Origin of the sequence: Bacillus sp. T3 (genome assembly GCF_033449965.1) — a bacterium.
Taxonomy (GTDB): Bacteria; Bacillota; Bacilli; order Bacillales; family Cytobacillaceae; genus Bacillus_BU.
Window position 1 is genome coordinate 1,904,856 of record NZ_CP137761.1, and the last position, 17,244, is coordinate 1,922,099.

Genomic DNA, 17,244 nt, shown 5'->3' on the forward strand with positions numbered 1-17,244 from the left:
CGGCTTAGGAGCCGTGAGGACGAAAGAGAGGCAGGGCTTTTGTTGTTTTAGGAAAGAAACTGGCAGATGACGGAATTCTGCACGGGAATGAAGTACAAGCAAAAACAATGCAATAATGTAGTAACTTGAATTAGTTATGGTTACCATTCTTTTTTATGAAAAAAGATTACCGTTTTAGATAATAATGTAGATATGGAACATTGTAAGGAGGAAATTTATTTGACAACATTTTCAGATTTTAATTTAAGCGAAGTATTAGAAAAAGCATTATCACAAATGGGGTTTGAAGAGCCAAGCCCAATTCAAGCACAAGCTATTCCCGTTGCATTAACTGGGAAAGACATAATTGGCCAGGCACAAACAGGAACAGGGAAAACAACAGCATTTGGTGTTCCATTGATTGAACGCACAAAAGTCGATGAATCATCCATTCAAGGTCTTGTACTTGCACCGACACGGGAGTTAGCAGTACAGGTAGCTGAAGAATTAAACCGTATCGGTAATGTAAAAGGAATTCGCACATTACCAATATATGGTGGACAGGATATTAACCGCCAAATTAGAGGGTTAAAAAACAGACCACATATTATTGCTGCAACTCCAGGAAGATTAATTGATCATATTGAACGTAAAACCATTCGCTTACAAAACATTCACACGGTTGTATTGGATGAAGCCGATGAAATGTTAAATATGGGCTTTATTGAAGACATTGAAAAAATCCTTGCAGGGATCCCAAATGAGCGTCAAACCTTATTGTTCTCTGCGACGATGCCTAAACGTATTAAAGCACTAGCTGAGAAATTCATGGACAATCCTGAGCTTGTTACCGTTAAAGCAAAGGAAATGACGGTAAAGAATATTGAGCAGCATTACGTAGAAGTTCAAGAAAAGCAAAAGTTTGATGTAATGTGTAGCCTGTTGGATATTCAATCACCTGAGCTTGCCATCGTATTTGGAAGAACAAAGAAACGGGTTGATGAGCTCGTTGAAGGTTTAATTAAGCGTGGATACTCAGCTGAAGGAATTCACGGCGATATTCCGCAATCAAAGCGTGATCAAGTTATTCGACGCTTCAAAGAGTCTACAATTGATATTATGGTCGCGACAGATGTTGCTGCTCGTGGATTAGATATCAGTGGCGTATCACACGTATATAATTTTGATATTCCGCAGGACCCTGAGAGCTATGTTCACCGTATAGGAAGAACAGGACGAGCTGGAAATAAAGGCTTAGCTGTTACATTTGTATCACCAAGAGAAATTGACCACTTAAGAGTGATTGAAAATATTACGAAATCTAAGATTATTAAAAAGCCAATCCCAAGCTTTAAAGATGTTTTATTTGGGAATCAACAAGCAACAATTAACAAAATTTTAGGTGTAGTCGAATCTGGAGAATTTAGTGAATATAAGCGTGCTGCCGAGAACCTTTTAGAGGACACAGATTCCGTGACTTTATTGGCATCAGCACTGAAGTTGTTAACAAAAGAGCCGGATTCAACACCAGTTACTTTAACAGCTGTTGAGCCGCTTCGTTCGAAAAAGCCTAGATTTGATCGTGACAGAAATAGACGCAATGATCGTCCTAAAGGGAACAGCAGCCGTCCAAGAACCAATGACAGAAGACCAAGAAATGAGAAAACAAAGCGACCATCTAGACCACGTCCGTAATATTTTTCATTTTTTTGTATGATTTTTGGATGTTTGTCCCATATTATATAATGTTTGAAAGTAACATGCTATATAGTTAATTAGGAGGATTTTTCATGGAAACAGGTAAGGTAAAATGGTTTAATAGTGAAAAAGGTTTTGGATTTATTGAACGTGAAAATGGAGAGGATGTATTTGTGCATTTCTCTGCCATTCAAGGTGAAGGCTATAAGTCATTAGATGAAGGCCAAGAGGTGACCTTTGAAGTGGAACAAGGTCAACGTGGACCACAAGCAATTAACGTTCAAAAATCATAATTTCATTATCGAGATCGAATTGATCTTTTGTAATCCGAATATTTGAAAATTTTTAGTAAAAACGTTATGATGTAAATATCTATTGAATGATATTTCGTGTAAATTCACTGATTATAAAGAGTAACATTTGTTGTCAACTTTTTATAATTGGTGAATTTTTCATTTGGTTTCAATTAGCAGTTGGCAATTCTGTTATGACAAAAAATGGATACACTGGAGGTAGATAGGATGGCTTTCGGCAGAAGAATCGTTGAAGAAATCGTTACAGTTGAAACAAAGGTTTGGGAATGTGAGTCAGAAAACTGCAATTGTTGGGTACGTGATAATTTTAAAAACTCAGAGGTTCCTAAATGCCCTATCTGTAACAGTGACATGGTTTCAACAACAAAATTGCTTCAATCGATTGATAACCACAATAAGAGTTACTAATTATTCATGTTAATTACGTAATCATTTTATTTGCTTTTAGAAATAAAAAAGGAGGCGGACATTTAGTCTGCTTCCTTTTTTATTTATTCCACCGGTAAATGTTCTTTACAAAAGTTAAAAACCATTTCGAGTTCCTCATCCTCAAGAGCTAAATCAATATATTTTTCGGTCGAGCTTTCGAGGAGACTATAATTTAAGATTTTTTCCTCCGTCTCATCGGCAACATAAAGAATTTTTAACAGTAGTCCATTTTCATTGTAGAGCTCATCATCTTCATCAACTTCAATATCTAAAAAGAACTCATAGCGGTCCCCGCTTAATATTCCGAATGGATCTGTTAATTTTTCAACAGCGAAACCAGTAACATTCATTGTAATTCATCCTTTATTTAATTTTTTAACCAACATCCTTCCTTATCTATTATATACTTATTTTACGATAGTAAAAAGCTTCTGCTGTGATCTCGCTGCTTTCTGTCCGTTCTCTTTCATTTTGATTAGCTGTGCAATTAAACTAAGTACTCTTTTTTGGCGAACCATTTCCATCCGGCTTGATAGCAAACAAGGTAAATAACCCAGTTAATAAACTTATCCCGGCGAATAAATAAAAAATCCATTGATCTGAATGCTTCATCAGAAGGGCAACTACCGGTGGACCGGCAGCTACGCCTATAAAACGCATTGAACTGTATAACGAAGTAATCGTCCCTCTTTCTTCCTTTTTAATTCCCTCCGTAATTAAAGCATCTAAGCAAGGAAGACTTATCCCAATTCCAATTCCGCAAATTCCGAATATCAATATCATGATCCACAGTGAATCAAAAAATCTCAATGCTAACGAAGCAATAGTGAGCAGTATAATTCCAATGAATGTAATCCACTTCATAAGAACTTTATCTTCCTTAATTTTTTTCCCTGTAAAATAGGAGGATAAACAAAGGGCTCCAAGTGGAATAGCCAAAATGCAGCCTTTTTTTACATCCTTAATCTGGTAGATTTTCTCGAGTGAATCGGACAAATAAAAAAGAACTCCAAATAGAACAAACATTAGAGCTCCACCAATAATAAAAACAGCTGTCAGCCACCTTCCGTTATTGGAGAATATTTCTCGTGTTTGATGGATAAATTCCTTAAAGCTAGTTTTTTCTTCATTCTTTTTGGGAGCTTTTACTAGAAAAACAATCATCAGTATTGATATTAAGCAAAAAATAGGAAATGCGAAGAATGGAATAAACCAAATAATTCCTGCCAAGAACGCTCCTAATATAGGACTCAATACTTTTCCAAGTGTATTTGATGTCTCGATTAACCCTAAAGTACTACTAACTTCATCATCATTTGTAAACATGTCACCAACTAAGGGCATGACAATCGGCGCTGCACCAGCTGCTCCTACTCCCTGCAAGGCTCTGCCTAATAAAATAAGCCAGTATGCATCCTGAAGCTTCCATCCAGCATAACCAGAAACAAGTCCTCCAATACCAGCAATAATTAGACTTGGAATCATAACTCTTTTTCGGCCGATATAATCAGAGAGGAAGCCTGCGATAGGAATTAAAATAATCGCCACGATCGAATATACTGTCAAGACCATACTTGTTTGAAAAGAGGTAATATTGAGCTCCTTTTCCAATGCAGGGAGAACGGGAATCAACATTGAATTCCCAAGTGTCATCACCATTGGAATCGAGGAAAGTGATACAATGGTCCACCTTTTTTGAATCGCTTTCTTTTCTTTTTTATGATCATTAAAATGCTCAAAAAGACTATCGGTCTGTTCCATTGAGAAGCCACCTTTGCTCTGTTTCACTATTGTTAATATGGACTGTTTTGTTTTTAATTAACGATGTAATAATTGGGATATGTTTGGAAATGATTTATAGTGAATGGTGAAAATCAGTTTAAAAAAGTGTTGACATTTTTTCAGAAAGTTTATAATATTAAATACAACATAAGGATTCGGCGTTGACAAAGAGTAGTAACTTAAATGGATTCTCTAGAGAGCTGGTGGTTGGTGCAAACCAGTGCTGAAATTTAAGTGAATGGACTTTCGAGCCTCCAAACTGAAACCCAAATAAGGGGATTAGGCTTTGGCGAAATGCTTCATCGTTACAAGAAGCGGGTATTCAAGCAAACGCTTTGATACTTATTAAGGGAGCTAAAATTTATTTTAGCTAATTAAGGTGGCACCACGGGTTTCTCGTCCTTTTTATGACGGGGAACCCTTTTTGTATTCAAAAATAAATATGTAAAATCGTGGATTAAGAATAGTAAACAGAATCACTTCCTTTCAGAGAGCCGGTAAGGGTGAGAGCCGGTAGGAAGCTTCTGTCGAATGGACTTATGAGTGATGCCTGAACTTAAGTAAGGTATCCAGTGTTCACCGTTATATGATGATGGATTGAAAAGATTTTCAATCCAAAAGCGGGTTCAAGCAACAGTCTTGGACCAATCGAGGTGGCACCGCGGTCAACTATCGTCCTCTATATACACAGATAATCTGTGTATATAGGGGATTTTTTTATTTCTGTTATTTTATGGAATGGATAAAAAGGGAGGTACAACAATTGAAAAAGATATTAAATCCTTTTAACGGATTGATTGAGCAAATGGAAGGGGATACGCACACTCCAATTTCTATTTTTCAAAAAATTAGTGGTACAAAGAAATTCTTACTAGAGAGTTCTTTAAAATATGAAAACACAGGTAGATATTCGATTATTGGGGCAGATCCAGTAATTGAAATAAAGGGATATGGTGATGAAAACAGAGTTACGACGGAAAAGGGAACGGAGATCGTTCCTGGAAGACGTTAGATATTGTAAAACAATTAATCCCACAATATCAGCTTGAAGGAGAAGGTTTCCCATTTGTCGGTGGTGCAGTTGGATATGTTGGTTATGATACGATCCGACAGTATGAAAACATTGGGCCACAACCTGAAAATGAATTAAACATGCCCGATGTTCATTTAATGGTGTACGAACAGGTGATTATTTATGATCATCTTGAGCAAAAAGTGTATTTAGCTGCTACACCAATCCTTGCAGATACAGACGAAAAGAAGCTAGAGCTACTAAATGCGAAGCGCAAAAAGGAAATCTTAGCAGAATATCATACAGATGAGCCGTCAAAAGTTACGTTGTCAGCCTTTCAAGCCTCAACAACTAAGCAAGAATTTATCAGGAATGTCGAAGTAGCGAAGGAATATATATCAAAAGGTGATATTTTTCAAGTCGTTTTGTCTCAAAGAATGAAAGCAAGTATAACAGGTGATCCATTTTCATTTTATCGAAAATTAAGAATATCTAATCCATCTCCATATATGTACTTCTTAGATTTTGAAGACTATGTAGTCGCTGGTTCTTCTCCAGAAAGCTTAGTGAAAGCCAAACAATCATACGTCTTGACTAACCCAATTGCTGGTACTCGTCCAAGAGGTAAAGACGCGGAAGAAGATGCTCAGCTTGAACAGGAATTAATCCATGATGAAAAGGAATTGGCTGAACATCGGATGCTCGTCGATCTTGGTCGAAACGACTTGGGGAAAATTTGTAAGTTCGGAAGTGTTGAAGTTCCTAAATATATCGCCGTCGAGAAATATAAGCACGTTATGCATCTTGTTTCGGAGGTAAGTGGTGAATTATCAGAGCAATATGCAAGTGCAGATGCGCTCATTTCTTGTTTACCTGCTGGAACTGTTTCGGGAGCACCAAAAATTCGGGCAATGGAAATTATCAATGAGTTAGAACAGGTGAAACGAGGAGTTTACTCTGGAGCCGTTGGATATTTCTCAGTTAATGGAAATATGGACTTTGCACTGGCGATTAGGACGATGGTCATTAAAGATGAGACAGCATACATTCAAGCAGGTGCAGGAATCGTGTATGATTCGGTCCCAGAAACTGAATACGAAGAAACGATTCACAAACTAAAAACATTTTTGGAGGATCCTAATGATTTTATTAATTGATAATTATGATTCTTTTACCTATAACCTATATCAATATTTTGGCGAGCTTGGGGAAGAAATTACAGTTATTCGCAACGATCAGTTAACCATTAATGATATTAAGAAACTTAACCCTGAAGCAATCATCCTGTCACCTGGACCAGGAAGGCCTGAAAATGCAGGGATTTGCGTCGATGTCATTAAAGCCTTTCAAGGGTCTATTCCAATTTTAGGAATTTGTCTTGGTCATCAAGCCATTGGTTATGCGTTTGGGGCAACAATTGACAGGGCTGACAATATTATGCACGGAAAGACATCCCAGGTTGAACATAATCGTTCAGACCTATTCGCGGGGTTGCCGCAGCATTTAGAGGTAATGCGTTATCATTCATTAGTGATCAATAAACAAACAGTACCAGAGGAATTGGTCGTTCTGGGAACCACCACATGTGATGAGCAAATTATGGCAGTAAAGCATAAACAATTTCCAATCTATGGATTACAATTTCATCCGGAATCAGTCGGTACGATTCATGGGAAACAGATGTTAGCCAATTTTCTTGCGGAAATAAGAAAGGAGTCAAATTATGAAGTTATTTCTTGAACAGCTATCACAACAACGTTCATTAACCGAAACAGAAATGGAAGACGCAGTAAAATATCTTTTCTCGGATGAAATCTCTGATAGTGAGATGGCTGCATTTCTTATTGGTTTAAAAATAAAGGGTGAAACAGTTGAAGAAATTATCGGACTTGTCAACGTCATGCGCCAATTTGCGCTTCCGTTTTCAAAGCAAATTACGGGTGCAATCGATAATTGCGGTACTGGTGGAGACGGTTCAAAAAGCTTTAACATTAGCACAACTTCTGCATTTGTCATGGCTGGTGCCGGAATAACGGTGGCAAAGCACGGGAATCGAAGCATCTCTAGTAAAACAGGAAGTGCAGATGTGCTTGAAAATTTAGGCGTGAACTTAAACATTCAGCCCGAGGCTTCAGAAGAAATCTTACACGAAACAGGAATCACATTTTTATTTGCACAGTATGTTCATCCCAAAGTTAAAAGAATTATGAAGGTCCGTCGGGATTTACGCATTCCAACGATTTTCAATTTAATTGGGCCATTAACAAATCCTATTACATTAGATTATCAATTGTTAGGAATTTATCGTCGGGATTTATTAGAAATGTTTGCAGAAGTATTACTGCGTCTTGGTCGAAAACGCGCAGTCGTACTTAATGGAGCTGGCTTTATGGATGAGGCATCCTTGCAAGGTGAAAACCATTTGATGATTGTGGATAATGGAACAATTACAAAGAAAATTATCCATCCAGAGGATGTTGGACTTAGTCTCTATGCAAACCAAGAAATCGTTGGCGGTGACTCACAGGTGAATGCCGAAATCCTTCGACGTGTTTTAACTGGCGAAAAAGGCGCACGTCGTGATACCGTATTATTGAATGCAGGAATTGGTATTTATACAGCTCAAAAGGCTGAATCGATTGAAGAGGGCATTTCGATAGCGAAGGAAAGTATTGATTCAGGTGCTGCAATTGAAAAGCTAGAACAATTGATTGAATTGAGTAATAGCTACCAACAAGAGGTGATATAAATGACAACTATATTAGATCGAATAATTGAAGTGAAAAAAACTGAGCTAGATCAATTAAGGAGTTTGTCCTTTATTAATGATGGAGAAAGAAAAAAGAGATCTTTTATTGAAAAAATCAATCAAGCAAACGAAATGAACATTATTGCAGAGTTTAAGCGAGCATCACCGTCAAAAGGGGATATTAATCCAAATTTAAACCCAGTCGAGCAGGCACAAAAATATGCGCAGTTTGGTGCTGATGCCATTTCTGTTTTAACCGATTCCAGCTTTTTTAAAGGTTCATTCGCCGATCTCCAGGCTGTTCGTGAAGCAGTTGATTTACCAATATTATGCAAGGATTTTATCATTGATCAAGTGCAAATTGACATAGCGAAATTCGCGGGCGCAGATCTTATTTTATTAATTGCAGCAGCCCTTGAAGGTTCTAAGTTAGTAGAACTATATCAGTATGCACAATCTCAGAATTTAGAGGTATTAGTAGAAATCCATGATGAAGAGGATTTAGCAAAAGCCATATTAGCAAAAGCTCAATTAATTGGAATCAATAATCGTAATTTAAAAACCTTTGAAGTTAGCCTTGGGACAACTGAAAATCTTGCACCACTTGTAACAGAAACAGGTGCTGCTCTAATCAGTGAAAGTGGGATAAAGTCTATTGAAGATGTAAGTCGAGTTCAAGCAGCAGGAGCGCGCGGAATATTAGTTGGGGAAACCTTTATGACATCAGATGATTTAAAAGGAACCTTCGGACAATTAAAGTTACCATTAGGAGCGGTGCGGTAACATGAAAGTGAAAATATGCGGAATTACTGATTTAGGTACCGCCCTCCAAGCAGTAGCATTTGGTGCTGATGCAATTGGCTTTGTGTTTGCCAAGAGTAAACGAGAAATTGAACCATCAGCAGCAGGTTACATCGCTAAGGCTTTACCTACTAATATTGAAAAAATCGGTGTGTTTGTAAATGAATCTCGAGAAAAGATTGAAGAAATTGCATCTCAAGCTAATTTAACCATGGTCCAGCTTCATGGAGATGAATCACCTGAATTTTGTGATTCTCTAACTCTACCAGTCATTAAGGCTCTCAGTATTGGTTCTGAGCAGGATTTAGAGAAAATACAGCTATATTCGAACCATACGATATTAGTGGATAGTCCTGCCGGGAAGTATCGAGGGGGCAATGGGACTTCCTTTAATTGGGATTTGTTATCCTCTGCTAGATTTTCCAATCAAAAAATCATCCTTGCAGGCGGACTACATCAGGAAAATGTTGCTAGAGCCATTGAAATCGTTAAACCCTACATGGTGGATGTAAGCTCTGGTGTAGAATACAACGGAAAAAAAGATTTAAAGAAAATGAAAGTGTTTATCGAAACAGCGAAGCAATCTATTACGCAATAGGAGGAACAGAGGATGACAACAACCTATACATTACCAGATGCACGTGGTCATTTTGGAAAATATGGAGGCAAGTATATACCTGAAACATTAATGAAGGCTATCGTCGAGCTTGAAGCGGAATATACAAAAGCCAGTCAGGATGAAGCGTTTCAACAAGAATTAAAGGAATTGCTAACAGATTATGTCGGGCGAGAAACTCCACTTTATTATGCTAAACATTTAACGAAATACAGTAACGGTGCAAAGATTTATTTAAAAAGAGAAGACCTAAATCATACTGGTGCACATAAAATTAACAATGCTATCGGTCAAGCTTTACTTGCCGTTAGAATGGGAAAACGAAAAATTGTGGCAGAAACAGGTGCTGGACAACATGGTGTTGCCACGGCAACAGCCTGTGCTTTATTGGATTTAGAATGCGTTGTTTTTATGGGGGAAGAGGATATTAAGCGCCAGCAGTTAAATGTATTTCGGATGGAACTGTTGGGCGCAAAAGTGGTCAGTGTGACATCTGGAAGTGCGACATTAAAGGATGCTGTAAATGAGGCACTACGCTATTGGGTTTCCCATGTTGAGGATACGCATTATATTTTAGGTTCAGTCACAGGGCCTCATCCATTCCCCATGATTGTGCGGGATTTTCAAAGTGTAATTGGCATTGAAACAAAAGCTCAGCATTTGGCTAAAGAAGGTAAGCTACCTGAAGCGGTTGTAGCCTGTATTGGTGGAGGCAGCAATTCAATGGGTATGTTCTATCCCTTCATTAATGATCCATCCGTTCAATTATATGGAGTGGAAGCAGCCGGACACGGAACGGTTACAGAGCGTCACGCTGCATCACTAACAAAAGGCACACCAGGAGTGTTACATGGCGCGTTTATGTATTTACTTCAGGATGAAGACGGACAAATACAAGAAGCTCATTCCATTTCCGCCGGGTTAGATTATCCAGGGTGTTGGACCTGAGCACAGTTATTTAAAGGATATTGGCCGTGTGCAATATGATTCTATTACGGATGAAGAAGCACTTGCAGCTTTACAGCTACTCTCAAAATTAGAAGGAATTATTCCTGCGCTTGAAAGTGCACATGCAGTAGCTTATGCATTGAAACTAGCCCCAACAATGAAGCCGGATGAGAGCTTAGTTATTTGCTTATCGGGTCGTGGAGATAAAGATGTTAACACTGTAAAGGCAAGATTAGGGGGAGAATAAGGATGAACCGTTTAGAGCAAACATTCCAAGCGTTAAAGATTAAAAAAGAAAAGGCATTTGTGCCGTATATAATGGCAGGAGATGGAGGACTTGAAGTGCTAGAGGAGCGTCTCCTATTTCTTGAAAAATGTGGCGTAACAGCAGTTGAACTTGGAATTCCATTCTCTGATCCTGTCGCAGACGGCCCGACGATTCAACAGGCAGGGATTCGGGCACTTGAAAATGGGACTACGCTTAAGAAAGTGCTTCAAACAGTTGAAGCTGCCCGTAAAAAAGTCAGTATCCCTATTATTCTTATGACGTATATGAATCCAATCCTTGCGTTTGGAATAGATCGGTTTGCAGAGCTTGCACATCAAGCTGGAGTAGATGGCTGTATTATTCCTGATTTACCGATTGAGGAAGAAGAAATTATTGAACCGCTTCTGAATCAATTCAACATAGACTTAATCCGTTTGGTAACATTAACGAGTACCTCAGAACGAATAAAAGAAATTGCTACAAAAGGAAATGGTTATGTATATGCCGTCACTGTAACGGGAATTACTGGTGCTCGAACTGGCTTCGATGAAAACCTTGGAAAGTTCTTAAATGAGGTAAAATCAATGAGTCCACTGCCAGTATTAGCTGGCTTTGGGATCTCGACTCCTGAGCACGTAAAAGAAGTAAGTCAATACTGTGATGGTGTCATCGTTGGAAGCAAAATTGTGGACCTATTTGCTCAAAATAAATTGCAGGAAATTGAAGTGTTAATAAAATCAGCCAAGGCTGTAATAGCATAGAACAATATTTCAAGAGGGGCTCATAAAGAGTCCCTTTTATCATAAAAATTTATAAATTGAAAGTATTGACAATATTTAATTATTTCTTGGGAAAGCGCAAAAATAGACATGGTTTTCGGTTTTTGTCGAATTAGGGATGCTGGATGCTATGTAGATTTAATAAACGATTTAGAATATAATGAAAAAGGTTAGAGGTCAATTAGTCTAAAATATTGACATACAACATAGATTTCCATCAATAGGACAACTTTTCGTGCCATTTGTTACAGCTTTATTAATTATATATCGTTATACTTTAATACATACTGAACCCAATAAATTAAGATGCTAAGTTTTTATCGAAAAAGTAGTTAAGGGGTATTGAACAAATGGGTTGATTTTGAAAATAAATGGGGGAAATGATCCAATGTTTTTGTATGAAATGATTTATAATATTTTAGAGGAAAAAGGGGCATTGTCGATTCCCTCAATCTGTCAGGAACTTAACGAAAAGACAAATCACCATCAAGAACAGGAAAAACTTGTTCTGCCTGCACATATTAAGTCTGCAATCAGCAGAAAAAAAGACTTATTTAAAGTTGAGGAAAATGTGGTATCCATTGACCCTGAAAAGAACATTCAAGCTTTAACAGTTCATATTGGTGGAATTATCGAACCTTCCATTACAATCAAAATTGATTTTAATAAAAATCGCTTTATCATCTTTGAATGGAATCATGAATCACAAGCATGTAACAACCCAGGGATCCAGCCAACTCGAACCTGCGGTGAGATGGATGCCTTTAAAAAGGAGCTTTTTCGCATAAAACCGTGGGAATGGAGTGCTAACTATCATCAGGAACAGATGATTCTAGATGGGATATTCTGGTCAATTAAGCTTGTTACTGAGGGAAAAGTTTACGAAAGTGAAGGGTTGCATTGTTTTCCAAAAGAGTGGGGGAAATTGTGTAATAGCTTAACAAAATTAACTGGATTGAATCTTAAGAAACAGCTATCGGTCTGAGGCCGGAGCTGTTTTTTATTCATCAAAAAAGTCTTAATCATTGAATCCCTATAGCATTTACGGAATAATGGAGTTAAACATTTAAGGTACTAGGTGAAGGGAGTGAAGGTTAATTGAATTTTAGACAACTTGATTCACAGATTGATCGATTGAAGTTAATGGATCAATTAAAGGACTCGTTTCATAGTCGGGCGGCTAAAATTGATGAAGAGGGGTTATTTCCGTTTGAAAATATCGAAGACCTAAAGACGAGTGGATATACTTCCTTAACTGTTCCGTACAAATATGGAGGATGCGAGATTTCATTAACTGAAATGTTGATGCTTCAAGAAAAAATAGCGGAAGGGGATGGAGCCACAGCCCTTTCGATTGGCTGGCATATGGGGATTGTGAAGAACATCGCCGAAAAACAGCTTTGGTCTGAGGATATGTATAAAGAAATGTGCGAAAAGGTTATGGGAGGAGCATTACTAAATGGTGCGGCATCGGAGCTTCAAACGGGAAGTCCGACACGTGGTGGACGTCCAGTAACGTTTGCAATAGAGAAAGGCAACAGTTGGGTTATTACTGGCAGGAAAATATTTACGACAATGGCACCTGTTCTTGATTATTTTATTGTTAGTGCCTCTATGGATGATGGTGGGGTCGGAAATTTCCTTGTTCCACGAAACTCAATTGGACTAACAATTGAAGAAACATGGGATAGCATTGCACTTCGAGGAACAGGAAGCCATGACTTGGTATTAAACAATGTGGAAATCGAGAAGAAATACTTGGTTGAAAAAATTGAACCTGGGAAAAAACAGGCGAATGGCTGGCTCCTTCACATACCTGCTTGCTATCTTGGAATTGCCACCGCAGCTCGAGACTATGCTATAAACTTTGCGAAACACTACTCTCCATCTAGCATTACAGGACCGATTAGTCAATTGCCCAATGTACAGCAGAAAATAGGTGAAATGGAATTGTTATTATTGCAATCACGTCATTTTCTCTACTCTGTTTCCAAACAATGGGATCTTGCAAATGACCAGGATAGAACGACTATGCAGCCGGTATTGAGTGCGGTAAAATATACAACTACCAATTCTGCGATATCGATTGTGGATTTAGCGATGCGTATTGTTGGTGCCAAAAGCTTGTCTTTAAAAAGTCCACTGCAACGCTATTATCGTGATGTCCGAGCTGGTCTACATAATCCACCTATGGATGACATGACATTAGGGTTGCTGGCAAAAGAAGCATTACAATCAAAACAATAATCCCATAAAAGAAACGAGCAGGTGAAAAATCTGCTCGTTTTTACATGAGATTTTACATTTAAGCGACAGCGATTCGATTACGACCAGTGTTCTTAGCGGTATACAATGCATGATCAGCTTGGTGAATTATATCCGAAACACTTTGATCGATTGAGCTTAGAGCAACACCAATTGACACTGTAATTGATATGAAATTCCCATTAGGCAAATAGAACTCATGATCCTCAACGATGTTTCGAATCTTTTCTGCAAGTTTAAGGGCAGTCTCTTGGTCGGTATTAGGAGTAAGAATTGAAAATTCTTCTCCACCATTGCGAAAAACATAATCTTTTATTGAAGTTGATTGAATGAGCAAGCGACTTAAACTTCTTAAAATTTCGTCACCAGCTGGATGACCATATGTATCATTTACTCTTTTAAAGTAGTCGATATCGATGAAGAAGAGAGCGTATTGGCGATTATTCTGCATTGATTTTTTTGACTCTTTTTCTAATAATAACTCAAATTGACGAACATTTTGTAGTCCGGTTAAATAATCAAATTGGGCTTGCTTTTTTAATTCCAAATAGGAATGGTTGGAGGACAAAATATAGTTCGTTAAATAAAAGGTTAAATAACCACCTAGCAGTGATATTGGTGTATAGGACAATAAAATAGTATCAACAAAAGTATCCTGTATATTGTAATGGGACAAAACAAACGCAAACATAATAGAATATAGACTCGTACTACATATAAGCATGAGAATGGTTTTGTTATGTTGGGAAAATTTTAGTTTTTCAATTATTATTACACAAAAGCAAACAACAAACAGTGTAATGATTGTTGCATAGGTTGAAAAACCAACAGGAAAAAAAATAAACCTTGTAAAGGCTATGATGCAAGTGGTAATGATAGCTGAAAATGTACCACCAAAAAATGCCGATATGAGAATGGCGAGATGTCGAAGATCAAGTAATACATATTCCGACAATTTTACATTAAAGAAAATGATGATGGACCCGATAACTCCCGAGATAAGTCCAAATATGATCCTGGAAAATCGATTTGTTGGAGTTTGGTAAATCCTAAAAATGGAACCAACTATAAAATATAGGGTAATGACTACGCAGCTATGAGCAAACAAATCTTTAAACATCGTTTCACCTTTTTGATAGAATCTATAACTTTTTTATAATAACAAAAATTAATCGATAAATCTTTGGAAGAAGGCGATAGTTATTACAATTTTTTGTATTTTTACATTAATTTTACCTAAAATATTTCAGAAAATGGTATAGGAAGAAGATGCTGGTTCTTTTTTAAGTAATCCCCTATATAAAATATGTATTTTTTGGTATACAATAGTAAGAGTGATTTTAAAAGTATATGGAGGTTTATTACCTTGTTTGATATATCAGTACAACAATTTTTATCCATGAACAACGCTATTCCTGTGGATGTTCGTTCCCCCGAGGAATATGAAGAGGCAACCATTCCAGGAGCGATAAATGTTCCACTGTTCAATAATGAAGAACGAAAAGAAATTGGGACCATTTATAAGCAAATTGGTCCAGAAAATGCTAAGTGGCGAGCAATGGAATTAATATCGCCAAAACTACCAGCCCTATTATCACAAATTAAAAAGCTTGCAAAGGACGGTAGTATTCCAGTCCTTTTTTGTTGGCGAGGGGGCATGCGTAGTAAGTCTGTAGCGACGTTTATGGATTTTGCAGGATTTTCAGTTCATCGTATTGAAGGCGGTTATCGAGCGTATCGAGAAGAAATACTTGATATAATCCCAAAAATGATTCCAACTCACACTGTCGTTATTCATGGCATGACTGGTGTTGGGAAAACGGAAATTCTAGCAAAACTAAATCAAAACGATTATCCAGTACTCGATTTAGAAGGTCTTGCAGGTCATAAAGGTTCAATTTTTGGTTCTATGGGTAAGGAGACAGATGTTAATAATCAAAAAACCTTTGATGCTTTATTATTTTCACGTTTAGTCCAATTAAAGGATTCCTCTTATGTTATTGTTGAAGCAGAAAGTAAACGGATTGGGAAAATCACTCAACCCGAGGAATTGTTAATAACCAAATTGGGCGGTGTTCATTTTTACATTGAAGCGTCTTTAAACAGTCGGGTTGAACGAATTTATCATGAGTATGTTGAAACTTTTTATCAAGAAGAGTGGTTTCATCCACAAGTAGTTGAGAAATTTTCCCGGATTCAAAAACGCATTAAGAACGTCGATATTAAGTTGGCTATGACCTCGTCATTGGAAAATCAAGACTATAAAGAGTTTATTAAGCTTTTACTTGAATTTTACTATGATCCACGTTATCAGCATAAGCAATTGGATTATGAAGGAGAATTTATCCAAATTGCTACGGATGATTCTGAGCATGCAGCTAAAATTATCGCTGGAAAATTGGATAAAATTTTTACAACTCCACACATACATTATTGATGAAAAACCAGGGCAACCTGGTTTTTTTAATCTAAAATTCTCCCTGTTGCCCCCACAGATTTATCGGTATTTTCTTGGCTATTATAATCGGACTTATTAAAGTTCCCACTGTTATCAAGGGTTTTATTGCTGACATATGGAGACTGATGCTTTTTTTGTTCTTGATTAAATTTATTAAAATTTTCGTTAACCACATTTTTCCCTCCTTAATTGTCAAATTCCATCTTATCATCCATTTCCCCTAAGATTTTTATGCATAAAAGACATTTCTTTCTTAAGAATGAAAGAAGTTGTCTTTGGAAAACTAATGTTATAATTCGTGCAAATGAAATAAACATATTTGATTATATGTGAGCGAATTCTCCCTGATTGGGTTGAAAGGAGTTAGATTATGCTTACTTCAGAACAACTATCCAACTTCCGCAAACAGCTAAATGATGAAAAACAAGATTTACTAATGCGATTCGAACAAAATGATCATTTTGGTTTAGAAAGAGGTCACTATCATGAGTCGATGGGGGAGCTGTCAAGTTATGATAACCACCCTGCAGACGAAGGGACAGATCTTTACGAACGGGAAAAGGATATTGCTTTAAATGAACACGAAGAACTGCATTTAAGAAATATTGATAAGGCACTAAAATCGATAGATCAAGGGACGTATGGGAAATGCGAGGTTTGTGGAGTTGAAATCCCTCTAGAACGTCTTGAAGTACTACCAACCACAACCTATTGCAAAGAACATAGTCCAGATCGACTCGTGTCACACAAACGACCATTAGAAGAGGGCGTATTAATGCCTCCATTTGGCAAGTTTGATTTAGATGAAGAGGATGAGTCCGTTGCGTATGATGCAGAAGATTCTTGGCAGGAAGTAGCAGAATGGGGCACTTCTGAATCGCCATCTGACTTTGCGTTTCCAAATGATCGTTATGAAAACAGTTATAATGAAGCAGATGAAAAAATTGGATATGTTGAAGATTTTGAGAATTTTATTGGAAATGATATGTATGGAAAAAATGTGACTGTATACCCTAACGAATTGCATGATCAATACGAGGATACCTTGGACGAAGAAGGTATCATGACAACCTTTGGGGATCTTCCTGCTGTAGAGCATGATCCATACACGGAGGAAGAAGCAGAAAAATAGGTTAAAAAAAACAG

General features: G+C 37.4%; 16 protein-coding genes, 2 pseudogenes and 2 other annotated features. Of the genes and pseudogenes, 14 read left to right on the forward strand and 4 right to left on the reverse strand.

What is annotated here, in order from left to right; all coding sequences use genetic code 11:
* The first annotated feature begins 219 nt into the window (after positions 1 to 219).
* From RGF10_RS09935 to RGF10_RS09945, 3 genes are all read left to right on the forward strand, one after another.
* On the forward strand, positions 220 to 1,674 hold the full coding sequence (locus RGF10_RS09935) for a degradosome RNA helicase CshA (protein ID WP_318508869.1): 1,455 nt from the start codon (positions 220 to 222) through the stop codon (positions 1,672 to 1,674).
* Between the two features lie 95 nt (positions 1,675 to 1,769).
* Positions 1,770 to 1,970, forward strand: coding sequence for a cold-shock protein (locus tag RGF10_RS09940; protein WP_318508870.1), 201 nt, complete (start codon positions 1,770 to 1,772; stop codon positions 1,968 to 1,970).
* Positions 1,971 to 2,198: 228 nt separating this feature from the next.
* The gene (locus RGF10_RS09945) at positions 2,199 to 2,399 is read left to right on the forward strand and encodes a cold-shock protein (RefSeq protein ID WP_318508871.1); all 201 of its coding nucleotides are present in this window, start codon (positions 2,199 to 2,201) and stop codon (positions 2,397 to 2,399) included.
* Positions 2,400 to 2,482: 83 nt separating this feature from the next.
* Here the strand turns inward: RGF10_RS09945 and RGF10_RS09950 are convergent, their stop codons facing one another.
* Together RGF10_RS09950 and RGF10_RS09955 are read right to left on the reverse strand one after the other, a co-directional pair.
* The gene (locus tag RGF10_RS09950; protein ID WP_318508872.1) at positions 2,483 to 2,770 is read right to left on the reverse strand and encodes a DUF6509 family protein; all 288 of its coding nucleotides are present in this window, start codon (positions 2,768 to 2,770) and stop codon (positions 2,483 to 2,485) included.
* A gap of 142 nt (positions 2,771 to 2,912) precedes the next feature.
* Positions 2,913 to 4,181, reverse strand: a complete 1,269-nt coding sequence (locus RGF10_RS09955; protein WP_318508873.1) for a bacillibactin exporter BcbE — start codon at positions 4,179 to 4,181, stop codon at positions 2,913 to 2,915.
* Positions 4,182 to 4,354: 173 nt separating this feature from the next.
* Positions 4,355 to 4,609, forward strand: a binding site (T-box leader).
* 37 nt (positions 4,610 to 4,646) lie between these two features.
* Positions 4,647 to 4,885 (forward strand) — a binding site (T-box leader).
* A gap of 50 nt (positions 4,886 to 4,935) precedes the next feature.
* On the opposite strand from RGF10_RS09955, the pseudogene trpE reads away from it, so the two are divergent.
* The 9 genes and pseudogenes from trpE to RGF10_RS10000 all read left to right on the forward strand — a co-directional run bounded on the left by trpE (position 4,936) and on the right by RGF10_RS10000 (position 13,622).
* A pseudogene (gene trpE, locus RGF10_RS09960) lies at positions 4,936 to 6,371 on the forward strand (anthranilate synthase component I).
* Positions 6,355 to 6,954 (forward strand): anthranilate synthase component II, encoded by a 600-nt coding sequence (locus tag RGF10_RS09965; protein WP_318508874.1) that lies wholly within the window; start codon positions 6,355 to 6,357, stop codon positions 6,952 to 6,954. The pseudogene trpE and the gene RGF10_RS09965 overlap by 17 nt, the downstream one beginning before the upstream one ends.
* Complete coding sequence (gene trpD, locus RGF10_RS09970) at positions 6,938 to 7,963, forward strand: anthranilate phosphoribosyltransferase (protein WP_318508875.1); 1,026 nt, start codon at positions 6,938 to 6,940, stop codon at positions 7,961 to 7,963. The genes RGF10_RS09965 and trpD overlap by 17 nt, the downstream gene beginning before the upstream one ends.
* On the forward strand, positions 7,964 to 8,746 hold the full coding sequence (gene trpC, locus RGF10_RS09975) for an indole-3-glycerol phosphate synthase TrpC (RefSeq protein ID WP_318508876.1): 783 nt from the start codon (positions 7,964 to 7,966) through the stop codon (positions 8,744 to 8,746).
* Position 8,747: 1 nt separating this feature from the next.
* Entirely contained in the window at positions 8,748 to 9,362 is a 615-nt protein-coding gene (locus RGF10_RS09980; RefSeq protein WP_318508877.1) for a phosphoribosylanthranilate isomerase, read from the forward strand.
* A gap of 12 nt (positions 9,363 to 9,374) precedes the next feature.
* Positions 9,375 to 10,575 (forward strand): annotated as a pseudogene (trpB, locus tag RGF10_RS09985) (tryptophan synthase subunit beta).
* Positions 10,576 to 10,577: 2 nt separating this feature from the next.
* Entirely contained in the window at positions 10,578 to 11,357 is a 780-nt protein-coding gene (gene trpA, locus RGF10_RS09990; protein WP_318508878.1) for a tryptophan synthase subunit alpha, read from the forward strand.
* Positions 11,358 to 11,763: 406 nt separating this feature from the next.
* Positions 11,764 to 12,360, forward strand: a complete 597-nt coding sequence (locus RGF10_RS09995) for a hypothetical protein (RefSeq protein WP_318508879.1) — start codon at positions 11,764 to 11,766, stop codon at positions 12,358 to 12,360.
* Positions 12,361 to 12,473: 113 nt separating this feature from the next.
* Positions 12,474 to 13,622 carry an acyl-CoA dehydrogenase family protein gene (locus tag RGF10_RS10000; RefSeq protein WP_318508880.1) on the forward strand — a complete coding sequence of 383 codons (1,149 nt, stop codon included), beginning with the start codon at positions 12,474 to 12,476 and terminating at the stop codon, positions 13,620 to 13,622.
* A gap of 58 nt (positions 13,623 to 13,680) precedes the next feature.
* On the opposite strand, the gene RGF10_RS10005 is transcribed toward RGF10_RS10000, so the two are convergent.
* On the reverse strand, positions 13,681 to 14,760 hold the full coding sequence (locus RGF10_RS10005; RefSeq protein WP_318508881.1) for a GGDEF domain-containing protein: 1,080 nt from the start codon (positions 14,758 to 14,760) through the stop codon (positions 13,681 to 13,683).
* Between the two features lie 246 nt (positions 14,761 to 15,006).
* On the opposite strand from RGF10_RS10005, the gene mnmH reads away from it, so the two are divergent.
* Positions 15,007 to 16,077: a tRNA 2-selenouridine(34) synthase MnmH gene (gene mnmH / locus RGF10_RS10010; protein WP_318508882.1), complete on the forward strand. Its 1,071-nt coding sequence runs from the start codon at positions 15,007 to 15,009 to the stop codon at positions 16,075 to 16,077.
* A gap of 26 nt (positions 16,078 to 16,103) precedes the next feature.
* On the opposite strand, the gene RGF10_RS10015 is transcribed toward mnmH, so the two are convergent.
* Positions 16,104 to 16,271 carry a hypothetical protein gene (locus RGF10_RS10015; protein WP_318508883.1) on the reverse strand — a complete coding sequence of 56 codons (168 nt, stop codon included), beginning with the start codon at positions 16,269 to 16,271 and terminating at the stop codon, positions 16,104 to 16,106.
* 197 nt (positions 16,272 to 16,468) lie between these two features.
* On the opposite strand from RGF10_RS10015, the gene RGF10_RS10020 reads away from it, so the two are divergent.
* Positions 16,469 to 17,230 (forward strand): TraR/DksA C4-type zinc finger protein, encoded by a 762-nt coding sequence (locus RGF10_RS10020; protein WP_318508884.1) that lies wholly within the window; start codon positions 16,469 to 16,471, stop codon positions 17,228 to 17,230.
* Positions 17,231 to 17,244: the final 14 nt, after the last annotated feature.

Bases quoted from the DNA above. Each gene is read 5' to 3' on its own strand.
- RGF10_RS09965 (WP_318508874.1), top strand. From the start codon at position 6,355: ATGATTTTATTAATTGATAATTATGATTCTTTTACCTATAACCTATAT.
- RGF10_RS09940 (WP_318508870.1), top strand. From the start codon at position 1,770: ATGGAAACAGGTAAGGTAAAATGGTTTAATAGTGAAAAAGGTTTTGGA.
- RGF10_RS09980 (WP_318508877.1), top strand. From the start codon at position 8,748: ATGAAAGTGAAAATATGCGGAATTACTGATTTAGGTACCGCCCTCCAA.
- RGF10_RS09945 (WP_318508871.1), top strand. From the start codon at position 2,199: ATGGCTTTCGGCAGAAGAATCGTTGAAGAAATCGTTACAGTTGAAACA.
- RGF10_RS09955 (WP_318508873.1), bottom strand. From the start codon at position 4,181: ATGGAACAGACCGATAGTCTTTTTGAGCATTTTAATGATCATAAAAAA.
- RGF10_RS09950 (WP_318508872.1), bottom strand. From the start codon at position 2,770: ATGAATGTTACTGGTTTCGCTGTTGAAAAATTAACAGATCCATTCGGA.
- trpA (WP_318508878.1), top strand. From the start codon at position 10,578: ATGAACCGTTTAGAGCAAACATTCCAAGCGTTAAAGATTAAAAAAGAA.
- RGF10_RS10020 (WP_318508884.1), top strand. From the start codon at position 16,469: ATGCTTACTTCAGAACAACTATCCAACTTCCGCAAACAGCTAAATGAT.
- trpD (WP_318508875.1), top strand. From the start codon at position 6,938: ATGAAGTTATTTCTTGAACAGCTATCACAACAACGTTCATTAACCGAA.
- trpC (WP_318508876.1), top strand. From the start codon at position 7,964: ATGACAACTATATTAGATCGAATAATTGAAGTGAAAAAAACTGAGCTA.
- RGF10_RS09995 (WP_318508879.1), top strand. From the start codon at position 11,764: ATGTTTTTGTATGAAATGATTTATAATATTTTAGAGGAAAAAGGGGCA.
- RGF10_RS10005 (WP_318508881.1), bottom strand. From the start codon at position 14,760: ATGTTTAAAGATTTGTTTGCTCATAGCTGCGTAGTCATTACCCTATAT.